This is a genomic window from Streptomyces smyrnaeus (assembly GCF_017676345.1).
Classification (GTDB): domain Bacteria; phylum Actinomycetota; class Actinomycetes; order Streptomycetales; family Streptomycetaceae; genus Streptomyces; species Streptomyces smyrnaeus.
This window is the reverse complement of the sequence record NZ_JAFFZM010000009.1, coordinates 131,585-149,395: the sequence shown is the minus strand read 5'-3', so window position 1 is coordinate 149,395 and position 17,811 is coordinate 131,585. Positions and strand designations below refer to the sequence as shown.

Sequence of the window (17,811 nt, the reverse complement as noted above, 5' to 3'; positions counted from 1 at the left end):
CTTCTGAGAACCTTCTGGGACCCGGACCGCTACGAAGCGGCGGTGCTGTCCGGGTCCGTACGCTCCAACGCCGGACGGGGGCCCGGCTGTTCCTCGTTCAGCAGCCAGTCGGCTGCCGCGGTGTCCGTCACCAGGCTGGTGACCAGGCCCGAGCGGAGCACCGCGCCGATGGCCGCAGCCTTGCGGTGCCCTCCCGCGATGGCGACGACCTCCGGGATCCGGCGCAGCCGCTCCGCCTCCACGGTGATGCAGCGTTCCCCCAGATCCCGGCCGATCCGCCGGCCCTGCGCGTCGAAGAGATGGGCCGACATCTCGGCGGCCACCCCCAGCGACGAGTAGTGGTCGCGCTCCTTGGCGCTGAGCATGTCGTGCACCGTGGAGATCCCCGGCTCCCAGGAACCGATGGACACGGCCGCCACGGTGACCTTGTCGAAGTACTCGAAGGCACGGGCGATGCCCGTCTGGCTGCGCAGCGCGGACGCGGTGGCGCTGTCCGGCAACAGCATCGGCGCGTAGATGGGGTGCGCCTCTCCCCCGGCGACCTCGGCCGCCCGGCGTACGGCCTCCACGGAGCCGCGATCGGCCGTGCCGGCGTCGTACACCCCCGTCAACTGGACGACGGTGCAGGGCGGCAACTGACGTAGCGCGGTCGCCATGTGGATGGTGGAGCGGCCCCAGGCCAGCCCCAGCACATCACCATCGGTGACCAGCTCACCGAGCAGATCGGCGGCGACCTCGCCGAGGTTCTCCGGGTCCGCCGCGTCGTCCACTGCCTCGGTGGGCGACTCGACGACCACCGCGTGCCGCAGGCCGAAACGGGCGCGGAGCGCGTCCGAGCGCTCGGCGTCCAGCTCGGCGGGCACCCGGATCTCGATACGCACCAGATCACGCTCGAGCGCGGTCTCCAGGACCCGGGCCACCTTGAAGCGGCTGACCCCGAACTCGTCGGCAATCTGGATCTTGGATTTGCCCTCCAGATAGAAGCGGCGCGCCATCGCCGCAGCCTGCATGAGTTCGGCGGGTCCCATTCGCGTGGCTCGCCCCGACGACACCGCTCTCACCTCACTGTCTTGCTGTCGTGCCCACGTACGCACGGTCGGCACACTCGCGCCGCGCGTTCATCCTTGCAGATCCCCTGACGTGTGTGACCGCGGTCACCCAGCGTTCACCTCAACCCTCCCGGCCCGACCCCGCCGCTTCCTCGGCCTGCTGCCGCAGCGCGCGGACGGCCGCGGCCGGATCGTCCGCGCCGTAGACGGCCGAACCCGCCACGAACACATCGGCGCCCGCCTCGGCGCAGCGCTCGATCGTAGAGGCCGAGACGCCGCCGTCGACCTGCAGCCACAGCTGCAGGCCGTGCTTGTCGATGAGCTGCCGCGTCCGGCGGATCTTCGGCAGCATGATGTCCAGGAACGCCTGTCCACCGAAGCCCGGCTCCACCGTCATCACCAGCAGCATGTCCAGCTCGGGCAGCAGATCCTCGTACGGCTCGATCGGGGTGGCGGGCTTCAGCGCCATCGAGGCGCGCGCTCCCTTGGCCCGGATCTCCCGGGCCAGCCGCACCGGCGCCGCAGCGGCCTCCGCGTGAAAGGTGACGGAACCGGCCCCGGCCTCCACATAGGCGGGCGCCCAGCGGTCCGGCTCCTCGATCATCAGATGGCAGTCCAGCGGGATGTCCGTCGCCTTGCGCAACGACTCGACCACGGGCGTGCCCAGGGTCAGATTGGGCACGAAGTGGTTGTCCATGACATCGACGTGGAGCCAGTCGGCGCCCGCCGCCCCGTCGGTGCCTTCGACACGCCGCGCCTCCTCGGCGAGGCGTGCGAAGTCGGCGGACAGGATGCTGGGGTTGATCTGAGCCATGGCTACCAGTATTCCGTGTGGGCGTTCGAGATGATCAGGCGGTGCGGCGCAGCAGCGCCAGGTACATCGCGTCGGTGCCGTGCAGATGCGGCCACAGCTGGATGTCGGGTCCCTCCCCCAGGTCGGGCACGCCCGGCAGCAGCGGTCGCGCGTCCACCGGCTCCGCGGCCGCCGTCCCCGGCTCCGCGGTGTCCCGCTCCTTCGCCGACCCGCGCAGTACGTCGTCCACCACGGCGCGGGTCTCCGCCAGATGCGGGGAACAGGTCACATACGCGACGACCCCGCCGATCCGCGCCGCCTGGAGCGCCTGCCGCAGCAGTCCGCGCTGCAACGGCGCGAACCCCGCCAGGTCCTCGGGGGTGCGCCGCCAGCGTGCCTCGGGCCTGCGCCGCAACGCCCCCAACCCGGTGCAGGGGACGTCGACGAGCACCCGGTCGAAGCTGCCGGGCGTCCAGGCCGGCCGGGTACCGTCCGCGCTGACGACCGCCCAGGGACCGGGGTTCCCCTCCAGCGCCCGGGCGACGAGGCGGGCGCGATGCGGCTGCTTCTCGGACGCGAGCAGCGCCGCACCGCGCTCGGCCGCCAGCGCCCCCAGCAGCGCGGCCTTGCCGCCCGGGCCCGCGCAGGAGTCGAGCCACCGGGTGTCGGAGCCCTCCAGCGGCGCGTTGGCGAGGGCGAGGGCGACAAGCTGGCTGCCCTCGTCCTGCACGCCCGCTCTGCCCTCGCGTACGGCCTCCAGCGCGCCGGGCTCACCGCCTTCGGTCAGCCGCACCGCGTACGGCGACCAGCGCCCCGGCACGGCCCTGCCTGCGGCGCTCTGCCGCCCGACGCCCCCGGTCCCGGCGTCCTCTGTCCCGGTGTCCTCGCCGACTTCGGTGTGCCCCGCCTCGGGGTGCCCCGCCTGGGTGTTGCCCACCGCCGCGCTGTCCACTGCGGTGAGCAGTTCCTCGGGGGTGGCCCGCCCGGGCCTGGCGACCAGGGTGACCTCGGGCCGCTCGTTGTCGGCCTCCAGCAGCGCGGTGATGTCCTTGCGTCCGCCTCCGCCGACTCCCGTCGCGGGTGCGCCCAGCGCGTCCCACAGCGCGGAGACCACCCAGCGCGGATGCGCGTGGCGCAGCGCCAGATGCTCCTCCGGATCGTCGTCGTACGGCGGCGCGATCCGCTCCAGCCAGCCGTCCAGGTCCTCGGCCGCGATGCGCCGCAGCACCGCGTTGACGAACTTCGCCCGCCCGTCGCCCAGCACCACGCGGGCCAGTTCGACGGTCGCGCTCACTGCGGCGTGCTGCGGGATGCGGGTGCCCAGCAACTGGTGGGTTCCGAGAGAGAGGACGTCCAGCACGGGCGGGTCCACCTCGCGAAGCGGCCGGTCGACGCACTCGGCGATGATCGCGTCGTAGGTGCCCTGCCTGCGCAGCGTGCCGTACACCAGCTCGGTGGCCAGCGCGGCGTCCCGTGCGTCGAGACCGCCGTGCGCGGGATCCTTCTCGCGGGCCTTCCGCAGCAGCGGGGGAAGGACGAGGTTCGCATAGGCGTCCCGCTCGTCCACGGCCCGCAGCGCCTCGAAGGCGAGGATACGGACGGGGTCCTTTCGCGGACGCCGATACCGGTTGCCGCCCCGGCGGGGATGAGTGCTCACAGTTGAAGGTGCTCCGCAAGATGAGGGTCGGTGCTTCGCGGGGTGTCGCAGGGTCGAACCTCCACCCTACGACCCGGCTGCCCGGAAGCGGCCACCGGTCGCACCCGGCTCAGGACGCGGGCACGGTCACGTCCGCACAGGGTGCGGGCACGGTGGCGTCCGGCTCAGGACGCGGGCACGGTCACGTCCGGCTCAGGATGCGGGGACGTCGAAGCGGGCGCCCTCCTCGATGCGCGTACCGCGGGCCCAGTCCGCCGCTCGCATCGGCTTCTTGCCCTGCGGCTGGACCCACTCCAACTCGACGGGGTGCGAGCCGGTGGCCACATGCACCGAATTCTTGCCGATACGCAGCTCGCCGGGGGTCGCCCCGTCCACAACCGCGTCCGGGGCGGGCGCCAGCGAGCGAACCTTCAGCCGCTCCCCGCGGAAGACGGTCCACGCTCCGGGCGCGGGCGAACACGCCCGCACCACACGGTCGACGCGCAGCGCCGGCGCCGCCCAATCGATCCTGGCGTCCTCCACGGTGATCTTCGGCGCGAGGGAGATGCCTTCCTCCGGCTGCGGCACCGCCTGCAGCGTGCCGTCCTCGATGCCGTCCATGGTGGCGGCCAGCAGCCCGGCGCCCGCGAAGGCGAGCCGGGTGAGCAGATCGCCGCTGGTGTCCCTGGGCCGTACCTCCTCGGTCACCACGCCGTAGACGGGTCCGGAGTCCAGCCCTTCCTCGATGAGGAACGTGGTGGCGCCGCTCATCTCGTCCCCCGCCAGCAGCGCGTGCTGCACGGGCGCGGCGCCGCGCCAGGCGGGCAGCAGCGAGAAGTGCAGATTGACCCACCCCTTGGCGGGCACGTCGAGCGCGACACGGGGCAGCAGTGCGCCGTAGGCCACGACGGGGCAGCAGTCCGGCCCGATGTCGCGCAGCCGCGCCAGAAAGTCCTCGTCCCGTGGGCGCGTGGGCTTGAGCACCTCGATGCCCTCCTCCTCGGCCCGCTGGGCCACCGGGCTGGGCACCAGCCGCCTACCGCGCCCAGCACGGGCATCGGGCCGGGTGACCACGGCGGCGACCTCGTGCCGCTCGGAGGCGATCAATGTGTCGAGCGCGGGGACGGCGACCTCGGGGGTGCCTGCGAAGACGAGCCTCATCAGTGGCGAACTACCTCTCACCCGTGGAAAGCGTGGGCTGTCCGGAGGCCACGGAAGTGCGCGGAGCCTGCGGAGCACCGGCGTGCGCGGAGCGCGTGGACTGGTCGGACAGCATGGAAAGACAGCCCAGTTTACGGTCAGCGCGACGCCGCTGACCGAGGGGGCGTGCGGGCACCCGCGCGCCCTGTCGATGCCCCTTCCGCGCCCCCGCAGCGTGACCAGAGAGCCCATCGCGGCGTTGGTCAAGTCAGATTGACCGAACCGAGCGCCGCCCCGCCCACGCACCGCGGCCTCGCCCCCACCCCCACAGCCAGTCACCCCATCCAGCACCACAGCTGAACACCCCCTAGCTGAACACCTCCATGTCAGCCGGTCCGAGAGGCTTCTTCATGGCCGACCACGCAACCCACGACGCCCAGGCGCGGGCAAGCCTGCACCTTCTGGTGCGGGACATCGAGCGGGTCCGCCGGCAGGTGGACGCGCTGCGCACCCTCACGGCGCAGTTGGGCAACGTCTATCGCCCACGGCGCACCGGCCCCTCCGCGGGCTTCGTCGTCTACGGCCGCGCTCCCGCGCCGACCGTCAGGCTCGCCCAGGAACTACGAGACAGCGTCGAGACGCTGGTGACGGCGGCGGTGGACTTCGACCGTTCGCTCGGCTTCTCCTGGGACGCCGTGGGCTCGGCGCTGGGCGTCACCAAGCAGGCCGTGCACCGCAGGTACGGTTCTTCCCGGCGCGGCAGCACGCGCAACTCCCCCGAGGGCGTCGAGACCTCCACCGCGGCTCCGTCGACCGCGCCGTCCCCCTCGCCCGCCCCGGGCGTCCCCCGGCAGCCCGAGCCGATGTCCGCCGCCACCCGTACGCTGCCCGCAACTCCCGGTACGGCGACGGCTCCACGGCCCCCCGCGGTGCCTGCCGCCCGCTCCATCCCGCAGCAGCCGCCGGCCCCGCAGCCGTACGACACCCGGCACGAGCCGCGCCACGAGAGCCGGCATGACGCGCGCCACGAACCGCGCCATGACGTTCGCCAGGATGTTCGCCAGGACACCTACCGTGACGCCCGCCCCGAGCCACGTCCGGGAGCGCTGCCCTCACCCCGCAACGGCTGACCGGCCTGTCCCTGCCCGCCGGTTGCCTCCCCTCGGGCCCGGTCACAGGTCTCCGGGCCCCCGGGGATGCTCCCTTCGCCGAGCACCCTGCCGCCCGATGCGTCCCCTCCCTCCCCGCGCTGCCCGGTGCCGCCCGCACCGGGCAGCGCGGCGTCCGGGACCGGCCGGTGCGGCCCACTCCCACGACGTCCCCGCCGCCGCCGAACACCGGGCGGCCCCGGTCGTCACCCGATGTCCAGCGGATCGACCCGTACGTGTGCGACCGGGCCCTCCCGGCGCGCCAACCGGCCCGCCTGCGCCGTCTTCAACGCCGCTGCCAATGCCGCGCCACTGCCGCGCGGCACCCGCACCAGCGCCCGCTCCCACAGCTCGCCGGGCGGCGGATCGCCCGGGTTGCGCGGCCGACCCGGCTCCCGTACCGGTAGCGGAACGGGCCCCAACACCTGCGCGCTCTCCGGGAGTCCGGCTCCCCGAGCGCCGGCCAGCAGGGCGGCGACGGCCTCCGGCGGACCGGTGACCGCCGCCATCCGGGACACCGGCGGAAAGCCCAGCTCCGCACGGTCGGCCAGCTCCCGCAGCGCGTGCCCCGCCGGATCCCAGCGCACCAGGGCCTGCACGGGCCGCATCGTCTCCTCCGCGACCACCACCACGCTCCCGCCCTCGCCCTGCGGCCGCACCAGGGAGGCAGCGCCCAACCAGCGACGCAGCGCCTCCTCCCCCGCGCGCAGGTCGGGGCGGCCCAGCAGCGCCCAGCCGTCGAGCAACAGCGCCGCCGCGTACCCCTCGCCGCCCTCCGGTACGGGTTCGGCTCCGGGGGTGGCCACGACCAGCGCCGGACGGCCCGGCACCGACCCCAGCACATGTGCGCCGCCCGAGGTCCGTACGGGCACCGAGGGGAACGCACGGCCGAGCTCCTCCGCCGTACGCCGGGCACCGATGACGCTGCCGCGCAGCCGCGTGCCCGAGCACATCGGGCAGCTCCACTGCGGTGTCTCCCGAGCGCACCAGCCACAGCGCAGCGCCGTACCGGCACCCGCCGCCTCCAACGGCCCCGAGCAGTGCGCACAGCGCGCCGGCTCCCGGCACCGTTCGCACACCAGACGCGGCACGTAGCCGCGGCGCGGCACCTGCACCAGCACCGGGCCGCGCTCCAGCGCGTCCCGCGCGGTGCGCCAGGCCAGACTCGGCAGCCGCGCACTGCGAGCCGCCGGGTCGCGCCCCTCGTCGCCCTCGGCAGCCGTACGGACCCGGGGCATCACCGCCCGCACGGTGTCCCGGTCGGCCGCCAACGGCCGTGCGAACCCCGACTCCACGAGCTGCGCGGCCTCCACGGTGCAACCGTATGCGCCGAGCAGGAAGGCAGCCTGCTCGGTGACCGCCCGCTGGAGCAGCACTTCGCGGGCGTGCGGCTGCGGCGCCCGCTCCTCGCTGTGGCCGCTGTCGCCGTCCTCCCAGATCGCGGCGAGGCCGAGACGGCGGACGGGCGCGAACATCGCGGCGCGCGTTCCGACCACCGCACGCACTGCACCGCGGCTGAGGGCCAGCCAACGCCGGTAGCGTGGCTCGGGACCGGCGTCCGCCGTCAGCAGCACGTGCTGCCCCTCGCCGACGAGCGCGGTCAGCGCCGCGTCCACCCGCGCCGCCGACTTGCCGTCGGGCAGTACGGCAAGCGCCCCCCGGCCCACCGCCAGGGTGGTGGCCATGGCACGGGCCAGCTCGTCCGCCCAGCTCTCCGGACCGGGCAGCGCCGTCCACACGGCGCGGGGCGCGGCCTTGTCGGCGAGCGCCCGAAGGAACGCCGGACCCTCCGGATAGCGCGCCCACCCACCGGGCTCGGGCACCGGCGGCTTGGGCGGGCGGCGCGGCGAGGGCTGCTTCTCCGCCCTGGCCCGGCGCGGTGGGACGGCGAGCTGCACCACGTCGGCGAGCGATCCCGCGTACCGGTCGGCCACCGCCCGGCACAGCTGGAGCAGTTCGGGCGTGAGCACGGGCTCCGGTGACAGCACCTGGGCGATCGGGGCGAGCCGCCCCGCGAAGTCGGTGTCGGCCCGGCGCTCGACGATGAACCCGTTGACCAGGCCGCCCCCCTCGCGGCGCCCCTCCCGCTCACCGGCCCCGAACCGGACCCGCACCCGCACGCCGGGCTGGGCCTCTTCGTCCATCGCCGCCGGAACGGCGTAGTCGAAGAACCGGTCGAGATGGACCAGCCCCTTGTCGACCAGCACTCGGGCCACGGGCAGCCGCTCCGCCATCTCGGCACCCCGCCAGGTACGCGGCTTGGCCCTCGGCTGCCGGGCCTTGCGTTCCCGTACCGTCTCCCGGATCAGCGCCAGCTGCTCCGGCGCATCCCGCTGCCGCTCCCCCTCGCCGTTGTCGTCACCCCTGCTCACAGCCTCAGTCTCGCAAACAGCACCGACGGGCGCCGCCCACCTGCCCGCGCCGGGCGCCCGACGTTCCGTACGGAAGCCGCGCAGACGCCGCCGCTCGCCGTCGTCCTGCCCCGGCCCCCACCACGGGGATCTCCGGCATGGGCGGGTGCCCGGCCGACCGCCGGCCGGGTCGAGGAGCTGTCAGGCATCGGAGCCCCGCTGTGCGGACAGGGCCCCGTGCAGAAAGAGGTCGACGATCTCGGCGTCGCTCACGTCCCGCACACCGGAGCGTCCGGCACTCATCAGCATCAACTGGAAGAGGTCGGCGAGACGTTCGGGCGCCAGCCGCAGCGCCTCCCGCTCGGGCTCCAGCAGTGCCGCCAACGCCGCCCGCGGCGCAGCCAGCCCGGACTCGCGCGCTCGCTGCCCCTCCTCCATGTCGGCGGTGCCCGCCCGCTCGACCTTGCCGCGGGAGGCCAAGGCCCCGGCCACCTCCCCTATCCGGTCCATATGGCCCCGCATCACCCCGGCCGCCTCGACCAACCGCGCGGCCAGCGGCTGGTCGAGCGAGATCCCACCCAGATGCGCGACGGTGTCGTCGGGCCGCAGGGCTTCCTCCAGACACGCGGCCAACAGTTCCTCCTTGTCCGTGAAGACCCGGAAGATGGTGCCCTCCCCGATCCCGGCGGCCCGCGCGATCTTCGCGGTCGTCACCAACGGCCCGTACTCCACCACGAGCGGCAACGCCGCCGAGATGATCATGGCGCGCCGCTGCTCCGGATCCATGGCCGGCGCTCGGCGCCTGCCCGTCGTTTCGTCCATGGACCCAGCATACGGAGTGAGCACTCACTCCGTCAATGAGTGAGGGCTCACTCCGCCACGACGCCCTCTCGACGTGCTGACTCTCCGCTGCTTGCCTGCTCGCGAGGGGGTGTTGCCCGGCCGCGCGACCACTGCGGACGGAGGCGGTGGACGGGCGGGGCACCGCGAACCGCAGAGGGAGAGCGGTGAGGAGAGGAAACGGGAAACACCCCCCGCGCCTTGTCGGTCCGGGCGGGCGCGACCCAAGCTGAATTCCAGGCGAGGGCCGCCGTCCCGGAAGGAGAGATACGGAGATCACCAGTGCCTCAACAGGAGCAGCAGCAGCTTCGCTTCGGTCCCGAGCTCCGCAGACTGCGCCTCGCCGGTGGACTCACCCTCGGCCACCTCAGCGCCCGCGTCCACTACAGCAAAAGTCAGCTGAGCAAGGTCGAACGCGGCCTCAAAGCGCCCTCCCCCGAACTGGCCCGTCTGTGCGACGCCACTCTCCGGGCCGACGGTGCCCTGGCAGCGCTGGTCCCGCCTCCGCGCCCCACGACCGACACTCCCGAGCCCGACTCCGACGAAGACGAGATGTGGCTGATGCATCTGGATCCCAGTGGCGGTGCCACCTTCCAGTCCGTACCCCGCAGAACGTTGATGGCCGCCGGCGCGGCGTCCGTGATCCCGCTGGGCCAACCGGCACCGCAGGCGGACAACGCCACACTCCTGCGCACCGCCCGCTCGCTGTTCGACCACTACCGGCGCCTCGGCCAGAGCGCGGGCTCCCAACTCGTCCTCCCACCACTCATCGCCCAGACCCACACCCTTCGTACGTTGGCGAAACAGGCGGGCCCCCGCACCAGGGAGGGTCTGCTGTCGCTGGCTTCCCGCTACGCGGAGTACATCGGCTGGCTCGTACAGGAAACCGGGGACGAGCGCGGAGCACTGTGGTGGACCGACCGCGCGGTGGAGCTCGCCGAGGCCGGTGGAGACCACGGGCTGACGGCCTATGCACTGGTGCGCCGCGCGCTGATCACGCTCTACCGGGGCGACGCCAAGCAGACCGTGGAACTGGCCCGCCGCGCCCAACGGCTCGCCGACAGCGACCGGGTATGCGGTCTGGCCGCGCAGCGCGAAGCACAGGGGCACGCCCTCGCCGGCGATCACCGCGCCTGTATGCGCGGCCTCGACACGGCGCGAGCCCTGCTGACCGCCACCGACCGTCCCACCAGCAGCAGCGCGCAGGCCGCCTCGCCCTCTCCGGTCATCGGACCCAGCACACTGACCGACCCGGTGTCGATGATCACCGGCTGGTGCCTGCACGACCTGGGCCGGCCCGGCGAGGCCGCTGAGATCCTGGACCGCGAGACGGCCAAACTGCCCCGGGACGCCCTCAGGTCGCAGGCGCGGTACGGGATGCGGCGCGCACTCGCCCACGCCACGGCGGGCGAGATCGACCACGCGTGTGCGCTTCTCGAGGCCCTCACCGAGGCAACGGACGCCGTCGCGTCCGCGACGGTCGCGACCGACCTGCGCCGCCTCGCACATGTGCTGCGCCGCCACCCCACCTCGGCCGCCCAGCACCTCTCGCCCTGGCTGGCCACCCACATCTGACCGGCGCTACCGCCGCGCCGGCGGCACTCCGGCCCGACCCGCCATCCAACAGGTCCGACAGGTCCGACAGTCCGCACTCCCGCCTTGCGAAGGAGCCCTCATGCCGCACGTCTTCGTCAACTACCGCACCGGCGACGGCGAGCAGGCCGCGACCACGATCGCGCGCGATCTGACGCACCGATTCGGCCCGGGTCCGGTCTTCCGCGCCAGCGAATCGATCCGCCCAGGGCAGCTGTATCCCGAAGAACTGCTCGCAGGTGTACGCCGCAGTGACGCACTCCTGGCCCTCATCGGGCCGCACTGGCTCGACGCCCCCGACAGCACCCGGCCGGGCCGCAGGGCACTCGACAACGCGGAGGACTGGGTGCGCAAGGAGATACTGGAAGCGTTCTCCCGCGGACTGCCCGTGATCCCCGTGCTGCTCGGCCGACGTACGGAGCGGTTGACGGCTGCCGCCCTTCCCCGGCCGCTCGTCCGCCTCGCGTATACCCAGTCCCTGCGCTACGACCACCAGCAGGCGTCCACCGACCTCGCCCGGATCGCCGAGGTGCTCACCGATCTCGTGCCCGGACTCGCCGAACCGGAGTCCCCGGAGCAGCCCGGGGACCCGGCGTCCGGTGCCGTGACCAACACGATGGACGGAGACGGGGACAGCCGCATCCAGGCGCGGGACGTCAGCGGCGGTCTCACCTCCACCGTCATCCACGACTCCCACGGCCCCGTCAACACCGGCTCCGGACCACAGCATGTGCACCAGCCCCATATCGACGGCGACGGAGCCACCTACATCGGCGGCGACAACAAGGGAAGCGTCAAGCACCGGTTCGGAGAGCGGTGATGACGAACAGCACCCATTTCGACAGCTCGCACGGTCCCGTCAACTCCGGCCCAGGGCCCCAGTACATCGCCTATTACCAGGACATCAGGGCGTCCGCGGCACGCGACAGGAGCGGCCGGGACCCACGCCAGGCAGCCGCGGAGGAACTGCGAAGGCTCAAACAGCGCTTCGTGCCGCCACCCGGCGCGGACCGGGCCCGACGGCTGCTGGAGGACAAGCGTGCGGTCCTTCTCAGCGCCCGCCCCGGACACGGCGCGCTGACGGCGGCCAAGGTGCTGTTGTGCGAACTCCCCCAGGGCACACAGCGCTTCCGTGAACTCGTCGACCAGGCCGAGGAGGAGGACACCGGCCGGGCGCTCGACGCCGACCAGGTGGGGAAAGGCGCTGCTCTGCTGCTCGACCTGTCCGGGGTGTCGGACAGCCGCTACGCCGCTTTCATGGCCGATCTGCCCGGCCTGATCAAGGTCGTGCGGGAACGCGGCGCATGGCTCGCCACCGTGCTTCCACGAGAGTGGCAGGCCGGGTTCGACCGCATGCTGCAGGGACTCGTGGCGCCGCTGGGGCGCCCCGACGTCCTGGATGTACTGCGTGTGCATCTGCGCGGCTGCGGCATCGGCCCCGCCCCCTCGCAACTGGCCGGGGAGGAGCTGAGCCTTCTGCTGGCCAAGGCGACCATGGCCGAGGTCGCGGACCTGGCCGAGGAGATCGCGGCAGCCGGTGAGAGCGCACCGGAGGGGGCCGGCTTCGAGTCCTGGCTCAGCACGGCTCTCGCAGCGCGGCAGCCGGGGATGCGTGACGTCGACAAGCATCTGGCCGAGTTGCAGGGCGGCGCACAACGCGCCCTCCTGCTGGCGACAGCGCTGCTGCACGGAGCACGCGCCGACACCGTGCACGAGGCGGCGGTCCGGCTGGTGCGGGTCACAGAGCACCCCGAGGTGACCGCACCGCCCCTCCAGCACCGCGCACTGACTGCGCGGCTCGGTGACATCAAGGCCGCTGTGGGGGCGGACGGCCGGGTCCGCTTCGACGCGGCAGCCTACGACGACCGGGTGCGCGCGTACTTCTGGGACAACTATCCGCAACTGCGCGCCCCGCTCGGCCGCTGGATGCGCCAGGCAACGGAGTTCCAGGCACTCGGCACCTCCGACCGGCTGGAGCTCGTCACGCGCTTCGCCCGCGAGTGCCTGCGCACCGGACCACCGGAAGGCCTCGGCGATCTGGCCGAGCGCTGGTCCCGGCCGTCGGCCTCGAAGGACGAGCTGTCCATGGCCGCCCGTGCGCTGGGGGAGAGCGTGGTGCACTCCCGGTACGGCAGCTTCTTCCGGCACCGGCTCTACGCCTGGGCGCAGGATGCGGCACTGCCGACGGCGCGCGCCCACGTCCTGATCGGGGTGTGCTCCGAAGTGCTCTCCCGCCGCTTCCCCGACCAGGCGATGGTCCGCCTGCGCCATTTGAGCCGGCACCACCAACCGGGCGTCCGCGAGACGGCACGCGAGGCTCTGTCGCGGATCACCGACTCGGACGACCGGCTCTACCGCAGCCTGCTGAACCGGCTGCGGCCAGGTGCCGACGCGCGCGGCCGCCGCGACCTCGACATCTTCCTCCAGGTCGCCGATCCGGCACGGCTGATGGACGACGGTGAGGTACGCGTCCTTCTTACGGACCATTGGGCGGAAACGCTCGCCGCTGTGCCCCGCGCCGACTGGGAGAGGCCGCTGAGCGCGTGGCTGGACCGGGCCCACTCCCGGCCCGGCGTCGGGCCCACGCCCCTGGATGTCCTGGGGGCGGCATGCGCGCGGCACCGGGCGGCCTTCGGTGCCGTATACGCCGTGGCATGCGCCTGGGCCGGTACAGACCCTGCCCGCGCCCGCACGGTGGACGCACTGTGGACCACCTCCAGGACCGCGCCGAACCACCGTCCCGCCCCCGCAGCCCCTTGACCGCCGCAGCGGTCCCCATGATGTGTCAGGAGACCCCATGAGTTCTGGCCACAAGACGGTGAGCGGCTTCTGCACCGTCCTCCTGGGCCTCGTCCTGGTCCTCGTCGGCCACGTGCTGCACTGGCCTGTGTGGGCGTGGGCCGTTGCCGCGTTCTTGTTCGCAGCTGCCGCTCTCGTGCTGTCCCGGCTGGCGACTCCCGCTGTGGATCCTCTCTCGCAGGAGTTCACGGCAGAGCCCGACCGGCCCACCGATCCGCCCGAGCGCCGCGAGCAGACGGTGACCGATGTGGTGCTCCCCTCGGCGGCCGAGGACTACGACTTCCGCTTCTCGGCCACGGTGCGCTGGTGGCCGCAGGAACTGCCGAAGGACAGTCCGCCCTTCTCCCCCGCGGGTGTGGCGGTCAGCGCGGTACTGGAGCGGGCTCGCGCGGTGACCGAAGGCTGGCAGCCCCACCGTGGCTCGCTGGCGCAGCACCGACTCGTCGGCGAGCTGGCGGTCATGCTGCCTGATCCGGGCGGGCGGGTGCTCGCCATGGCGGAGAACGTGACGCTCACCCTCGCGGAGGCCGACGCGGTGCGGCTGCGCAAGCTCGCCACGGTCCGCAAGGACGAGATCCTGTGGTCGCACGAACGCCGGTACGAGCGCGATCGGCGCGAGTATCTGGGCAAGGACGTGCTCCACGACACCGGCAGTGCCGTGGTGTGGTGGCTCGCCAAGAACGACGACCAGATCCGCAAGACCGTCGACGACCTGGGTGTACTCGCCCAGCTCTCGGCAGCCGCGAACAACCGCGACGTCCCGGAGCGCTACGCCGCTCTGGTGCCCCGCCCGACGGGAGCGCCGGAGGCCGACGGGCGGCCGAACGGCAACGGCCACAACGGCTACGGGTACAACGGCAACGGCCACAACGGCTACGGGCACAACGGGTTGCCGCAGTTCGGGCGGGCGTTCGGGGAGGAGGGTACGGGGGTGCCCGCGCCGGTGGACGCGTTCGAGCGGTTGCTGGCCGCGATGGGCGTACCGACCGGGCACGAGGACTCGGGCGTCCTGGCCCGGGCGCTGTACGAGGGGGCCGCCCAGGTCGGTCGGGAGGAGGCGAGCGAAGACATCCGGAGGCGCTTCGACCCGGCGGCCGCTCCGGAGCCGAGCTCGTCGACGGTGCCCGGGGAGGAGGACGGAGCGGACGCGCCCGAGATCTGATTCGGCCGGGGGGTGGGCGACTGCCCGGCCACTGCCTTCGGCCGCTCGGCCACGCCACGTCACGCGAGGTGAGGTCGGCGACGGGATTCGAACCCGCGAGGAGTCAAAACTCCGGTGATGAAGTATCCCCCGCCTGCGCACCGGGCGCGTCCGTCTTCACCCTAGGAGCGGCAGCCCGCTGCGGGCGAAGGATTATTTGCGGCGTTCGCGTCCGGAAAGCGGCCCGGAGACGACGCGAGCGAACGCGAGGGGCGGAGGTCGGTGCCGCACGAGGGTGCGGACACACCGGAGGCCCGGCACCCCGCCAGCATGGGGTGCCGGGCCTCCGGCGATGAAGCGGAGGACGGATACGCGAGCGGAAGGGCTAGAGCCCGGCCGCCTTGCGCAGGGCGTCGACCCGGTCCGTGCGCTCCCAGGTGAAGTCGGGCAGCGCGCGGCCGAAGTGGCCGTAGGCGGCGGTCTGCGCGTAGATGGGGCGCAGCAGGTCGAGGTCGCGGATGATCGCGGCCGGACGGAGGTCGAAGACCTCCGAGATGGCCTGCTCGATCTTCTCGTCCTCCACCGTGGCGGTCCCGAAGGTCTCCACGAACAGACCCACCGGCTCGGCCTTGCCGATGGCGTACGCGACCTGCACCTCGCAGCGGGAGGCGAGGCCGGCGGCGACCACGTTCTTGGCGACCCAGCGCATCGCGTAGGCGGCGGAGCGGTCGACCTTGGACGGGTCCTTGCCGGAGAAGGCACCGCCACCGTGGCGGGCCATACCGCCGTAGGTGTCGATGATGATCTTCCGGCCGGTGAGGCCGGCGTCGCCCATCGGGCCGCCGATCTCGAAGCGTCCGGTCGGGTTGACCAGCAGCCGGTAGCCCTCGGTGTCCAGCTTGATGCCCTCGTCCACCAGGGCCTTCAGCTCGGGCTCGACGACGAACTCGCGGATGTCGGGTGCGAGCAGCGAGTCCAGGTCGATGTCGGCCGCGTGCTGGGAGGAGACCACGACGGTGTCCAGCCGCACGGCCTTGTCGCCGTTGTACTCGATGGTGACCTGCGTCTTTCCGTCGGGGCGCAGGTAGGGGATGGTCCCGTTCTTGCGGACGGCCGACAGGCGCTCCGAGAGCCGGTGCGCCAGGGTGATCGGCAGCGGCATGTACTCGGCGGTCTCGTCGCAGGCGTAGCCGAACATCAGGCCCTGGTCGCCCGCGCCCTGCTCGTCGAGCTCGTCGATCTCCTCACCCGCGGTGGCGCCTTCCACCCGCCTCTCGTAGGCGGTGTCGACGCCCTGCGCGATGTCGGGCGACTGGGCACCGATGGACTCGGAGACGCCGCAGGAGGCGCCGTCGAAGCCCTTCTTGGAGGAGTCGTAGCCGATCTCGAGGACCTTGTTGCGCACGAGCGTCGAAATCGGGGCGTAAGCCTTGGTCGTCACCTCTCCGGCCACATGCACGAGGCCGGTGGTGATCAGCGTCTCGACGGCGACCCTGGAGTGCGGGTCTTCCTTGAGAAGGGCGTCGAGGATGGTGTCGCTGATCTGGTCAGCGATCTTGTCAGGGTGACCCTCGGTCACAGATTCCGAGGTGAACAAGCGGCGCGACACATCGCTCCCTGGGGTTGCAGCGGCTGCTGGCTGAGCATGGGGCGGACCGGTCGGGGGCTGCGCCCAAGCACGGTCCGCGGCCAGTTTATCCATCTCCACCCGCATCCAATCACGGACTCTCGAACTACGAGACGACCATGACCTGCTCAATCCGGACTCCAATGGCACCGGAAGGCCACCTGAGATCCGGACATGTCAGGGCGTGTCGGTCGGCGAAGGTACTGGTCAAGAGCGCCGTTCCGGCCTGGTACGACGACTTCCGGCCCACTCGGCCCGGGTGCCGAATTTCCCCGGACGACCACCCGGAAGCCACCCGAACGAACATTCGGAAGCAGTGGTTCCGGTTGTCCTCTCCCGCCCCTCCCGCCATCGAGAGCTCCGCGAGCCGCAGCGGTGCCTCACTCCTCGGGAAGCTCCGGAAGGCGCTCCGCGATCAGGTCCCACACGGTCTCCGCGAGCATCTCCTTCGGCCCGTACGGGACCGGCGTCTCGCTGCCGTCGGCGCCGAGCACCACGGCCTCGTTCTCCTCCGCGCCGAAGGTCTTGCTCTCCCCCACCTCGTTGACGACCAGCAGGTCACAGCCCTTCGTGGCGAGCTTGGCGCGGCCGTGGGCCAGCGCCTCGTCCGTCTCGGCCGCGAAGCCGGCCACGATCTGACCGGGACGGGGACGACTCGCCGAGATTTCGGCGAGGATGTCCGGGTTGCGCACCAAGGTCAGCGGCTCGGGCTCCTGGTCGTCCTTCTTCTTGATCTTCCCGGTCGCATACACGGCGGGACGGAAGTCGGCGACCGCGGCGGCCATCACCACGGCGTCCGCGTCCCCAGCCGCCTTCGTCACCGCTTCGCGCAGCTCCAGGGCGCTGCCGACCCGTACGACGTCCACGCCCGCCGGGTCGGGCAGCGCGCTGTTCGCGGAGACGAGCGTCACGCGCGCACCACGCGCGGCGGCGACCCGGGCGAGCGCGTACCCCTGTTTGCCGGAGGAGCGGTTGCCCAGGAAACGCACCGGATCGAGGGGCTCACGGGTGCCGCCCGCGCTGACGACCACATGCCGTCCGACGAGATCCGGGGCCGTCCCCGCCGCGCCGCGCAGCAGCACCCGGCGACAGACGTCGAAGATCGCGTCGGGGTCCGGCAGCCGCCCCTTGCCGGTGTCCTTCCCGGTCAGCCGGCCCACGGCGGGCTCGATGACGAGGGCGCCGCGGCTCCGCAGGGTGGCCACGTTCTGCTGTGTCGCGGGGTGCTCCCACATCTCGGTGTGCATGGCGGGAGCGAAGACGACGGGGCAGCGCGCGGTGAGCAGCGTGTTGGTGAGGAGGTCGTCGGCGAGGCCGTGCGCGGCCTTGGCCAGCAGGTCGGCGGTCGCGGGCGCGACGACCACCAGGTCCGCGCCCTGCCCGATGCGCACGTGCGGCACCTCGTGCACGGACTCCCACACATCGGTGGCCACCGGGTGGCCCGTCAGCGCCGAGAAGGTGGCGGCTCCGACGAAGTGCAGCGCCGACTCGGTGGGGACGGCCCGCACGTCGTGGCCGCTCTCGGTCAGCCGCCGCGCCAGCTCGCACGCCTTGTAGGCGGCGATGCCGCCGCTCACCCCGAGTACGACCTTCGGCTTGCCGGCCGCCGCCCGCCCGTCCCGCTGCTGCGTCACTCGTCTCTCCCCACATGCCACACGCGTCGTTGTCCTATGACACACCAGGGGCCCGGCAGC

Annotated in this window: 13 protein-coding genes; 5 read left to right on the top strand and 8 right to left on the bottom strand. The window is 72.7% G+C overall.

Annotation, left to right across the window (positions count from 1 at the left end; translation table 11 throughout):
- Positions 1–29: 29 nt before the first annotated feature.
- The 4 genes from JW613_RS16755 to fmt form a co-directional block, all read right to left on the bottom strand.
- Complete coding sequence (locus tag JW613_RS16755) at positions 30–1,028, bottom strand: sugar-binding transcriptional regulator (protein ID WP_099878619.1); 999 nt, start codon at positions 1,026–1,028, stop codon at positions 30–32.
- A gap of 142 nt (positions 1,029–1,170) precedes the next feature.
- Positions 1,171–1,863 (bottom strand): ribulose-phosphate 3-epimerase, encoded by a 693-nt coding sequence (gene rpe / locus JW613_RS16750; RefSeq protein WP_209211612.1) that lies wholly within the window; start codon positions 1,861–1,863, stop codon positions 1,171–1,173.
- A gap of 34 nt (positions 1,864–1,897) precedes the next feature.
- Positions 1,898–3,499, bottom strand: a complete 1,602-nt coding sequence (locus JW613_RS16745; protein WP_209211611.1) for an RsmB/NOP family class I SAM-dependent RNA methyltransferase — start codon at positions 3,497–3,499, stop codon at positions 1,898–1,900.
- Between the two features lie 192 nt (positions 3,500–3,691).
- Entirely contained in the window at positions 3,692–4,639 is a 948-nt protein-coding gene (fmt, locus tag JW613_RS16740) for a methionyl-tRNA formyltransferase (RefSeq protein ID WP_209211610.1), read from the bottom strand.
- 389 nt (positions 4,640–5,028) lie between these two features.
- Here fmt and JW613_RS16735 point away from each other — a divergent pair, with 389 nt between their 5' ends.
- The gene (locus tag JW613_RS16735) at positions 5,029–5,748 is read left to right on the top strand and encodes a hypothetical protein (protein ID WP_209211609.1); all 720 of its coding nucleotides are present in this window, start codon (positions 5,029–5,031) and stop codon (positions 5,746–5,748) included.
- 224 nt (positions 5,749–5,972) lie between these two features.
- Here JW613_RS16735 and JW613_RS16730 read toward each other — a convergent pair whose 3' ends face one another.
- Together JW613_RS16730 and JW613_RS16725 are read right to left on the bottom strand one after the other, a co-directional pair.
- Positions 5,973–8,138, bottom strand: a complete 2,166-nt coding sequence (locus JW613_RS16730; protein ID WP_209211608.1) for a primosomal protein N' — start codon at positions 8,136–8,138, stop codon at positions 5,973–5,975.
- A gap of 180 nt (positions 8,139–8,318) precedes the next feature.
- Positions 8,319–8,939 carry a TetR/AcrR family transcriptional regulator gene (locus JW613_RS16725; protein WP_245225792.1) on the bottom strand — a complete coding sequence of 207 codons (621 nt, stop codon included), beginning with the start codon at positions 8,937–8,939 and terminating at the stop codon, positions 8,319–8,321.
- Between the two features lie 300 nt (positions 8,940–9,239).
- Between JW613_RS16725 and JW613_RS16720 the strand changes: the two genes are divergently transcribed.
- The 4 genes from JW613_RS16720 (at position 9,240) to JW613_RS16705 (ending at position 14,511) form a co-directional block, all read left to right on the top strand.
- Positions 9,240–10,532, top strand: coding sequence for a helix-turn-helix domain-containing protein (locus JW613_RS16720; protein ID WP_209211607.1), 1,293 nt, complete (start codon positions 9,240–9,242; stop codon positions 10,530–10,532).
- Positions 10,533–10,632: 100 nt separating this feature from the next.
- Complete coding sequence (locus tag JW613_RS16715; protein WP_209211606.1) at positions 10,633–11,370, top strand: toll/interleukin-1 receptor domain-containing protein; 738 nt, start codon at positions 10,633–10,635, stop codon at positions 11,368–11,370.
- Positions 11,370–13,310 carry an amino acid adenylation domain-containing protein gene (locus JW613_RS16710; RefSeq protein WP_209211605.1) on the top strand — a complete coding sequence of 647 codons (1,941 nt, stop codon included), beginning with the start codon at positions 11,370–11,372 and terminating at the stop codon, positions 13,308–13,310. Before JW613_RS16715 ends, JW613_RS16710 begins: the two co-directional genes overlap by 1 nt.
- A 37-nt stretch (positions 13,311–13,347) precedes the next feature.
- On the top strand, positions 13,348–14,511 hold the full coding sequence (locus JW613_RS16705; RefSeq protein ID WP_209211604.1) for a hypothetical protein: 1,164 nt from the start codon (positions 13,348–13,350) through the stop codon (positions 14,509–14,511).
- 364 nt (positions 14,512–14,875) lie between these two features.
- On the opposite strand, the gene metK is transcribed toward JW613_RS16705, so the two are convergent.
- Together metK and coaBC are read right to left on the bottom strand one after the other, a co-directional pair.
- Positions 14,876–16,099, bottom strand: a complete 1,224-nt coding sequence (gene metK / locus JW613_RS16700) for a methionine adenosyltransferase (RefSeq protein WP_209211603.1) — start codon at positions 16,097–16,099, stop codon at positions 14,876–14,878.
- Positions 16,100–16,497: 398 nt separating this feature from the next.
- Positions 16,498–17,751, bottom strand: a complete 1,254-nt coding sequence (coaBC, locus tag JW613_RS16695; protein WP_209211602.1) for a bifunctional phosphopantothenoylcysteine decarboxylase/phosphopantothenate--cysteine ligase CoaBC — start codon at positions 17,749–17,751, stop codon at positions 16,498–16,500.
- Positions 17,752–17,811: the final 60 nt, after the last annotated feature.

Coding starts and splice junctions, on each gene's coding strand:
- JW613_RS16705 (WP_209211604.1), top strand. CDS start 13,348: ATGAGTTCTGGCCACAAGACGGTGAGCGGCTTCTGCACCGTCCTCCTG.
- rpe (WP_209211612.1), bottom strand. CDS start 1,863: ATGGCTCAGATCAACCCCAGCATCCTGTCCGCCGACTTCGCACGCCTC.
- JW613_RS16755 (WP_099878619.1), bottom strand. CDS start 1,028: ATGGGACCCGCCGAACTCATGCAGGCTGCGGCGATGGCGCGCCGCTTC.
- JW613_RS16710 (WP_209211605.1), top strand. CDS start 11,370: ATGACGAACAGCACCCATTTCGACAGCTCGCACGGTCCCGTCAACTCC.
- JW613_RS16725 (WP_245225792.1), bottom strand. CDS start 8,939: ATGGACGAAACGACGGGCAGGCGCCGAGCGCCGGCCATGGATCCGGAG.
- JW613_RS16715 (WP_209211606.1), top strand. CDS start 10,633: ATGCCGCACGTCTTCGTCAACTACCGCACCGGCGACGGCGAGCAGGCC.
- JW613_RS16735 (WP_209211609.1), top strand. CDS start 5,029: ATGGCCGACCACGCAACCCACGACGCCCAGGCGCGGGCAAGCCTGCAC.
- fmt (WP_209211610.1), bottom strand. CDS start 4,639: ATGAGGCTCGTCTTCGCAGGCACCCCCGAGGTCGCCGTCCCCGCGCTC.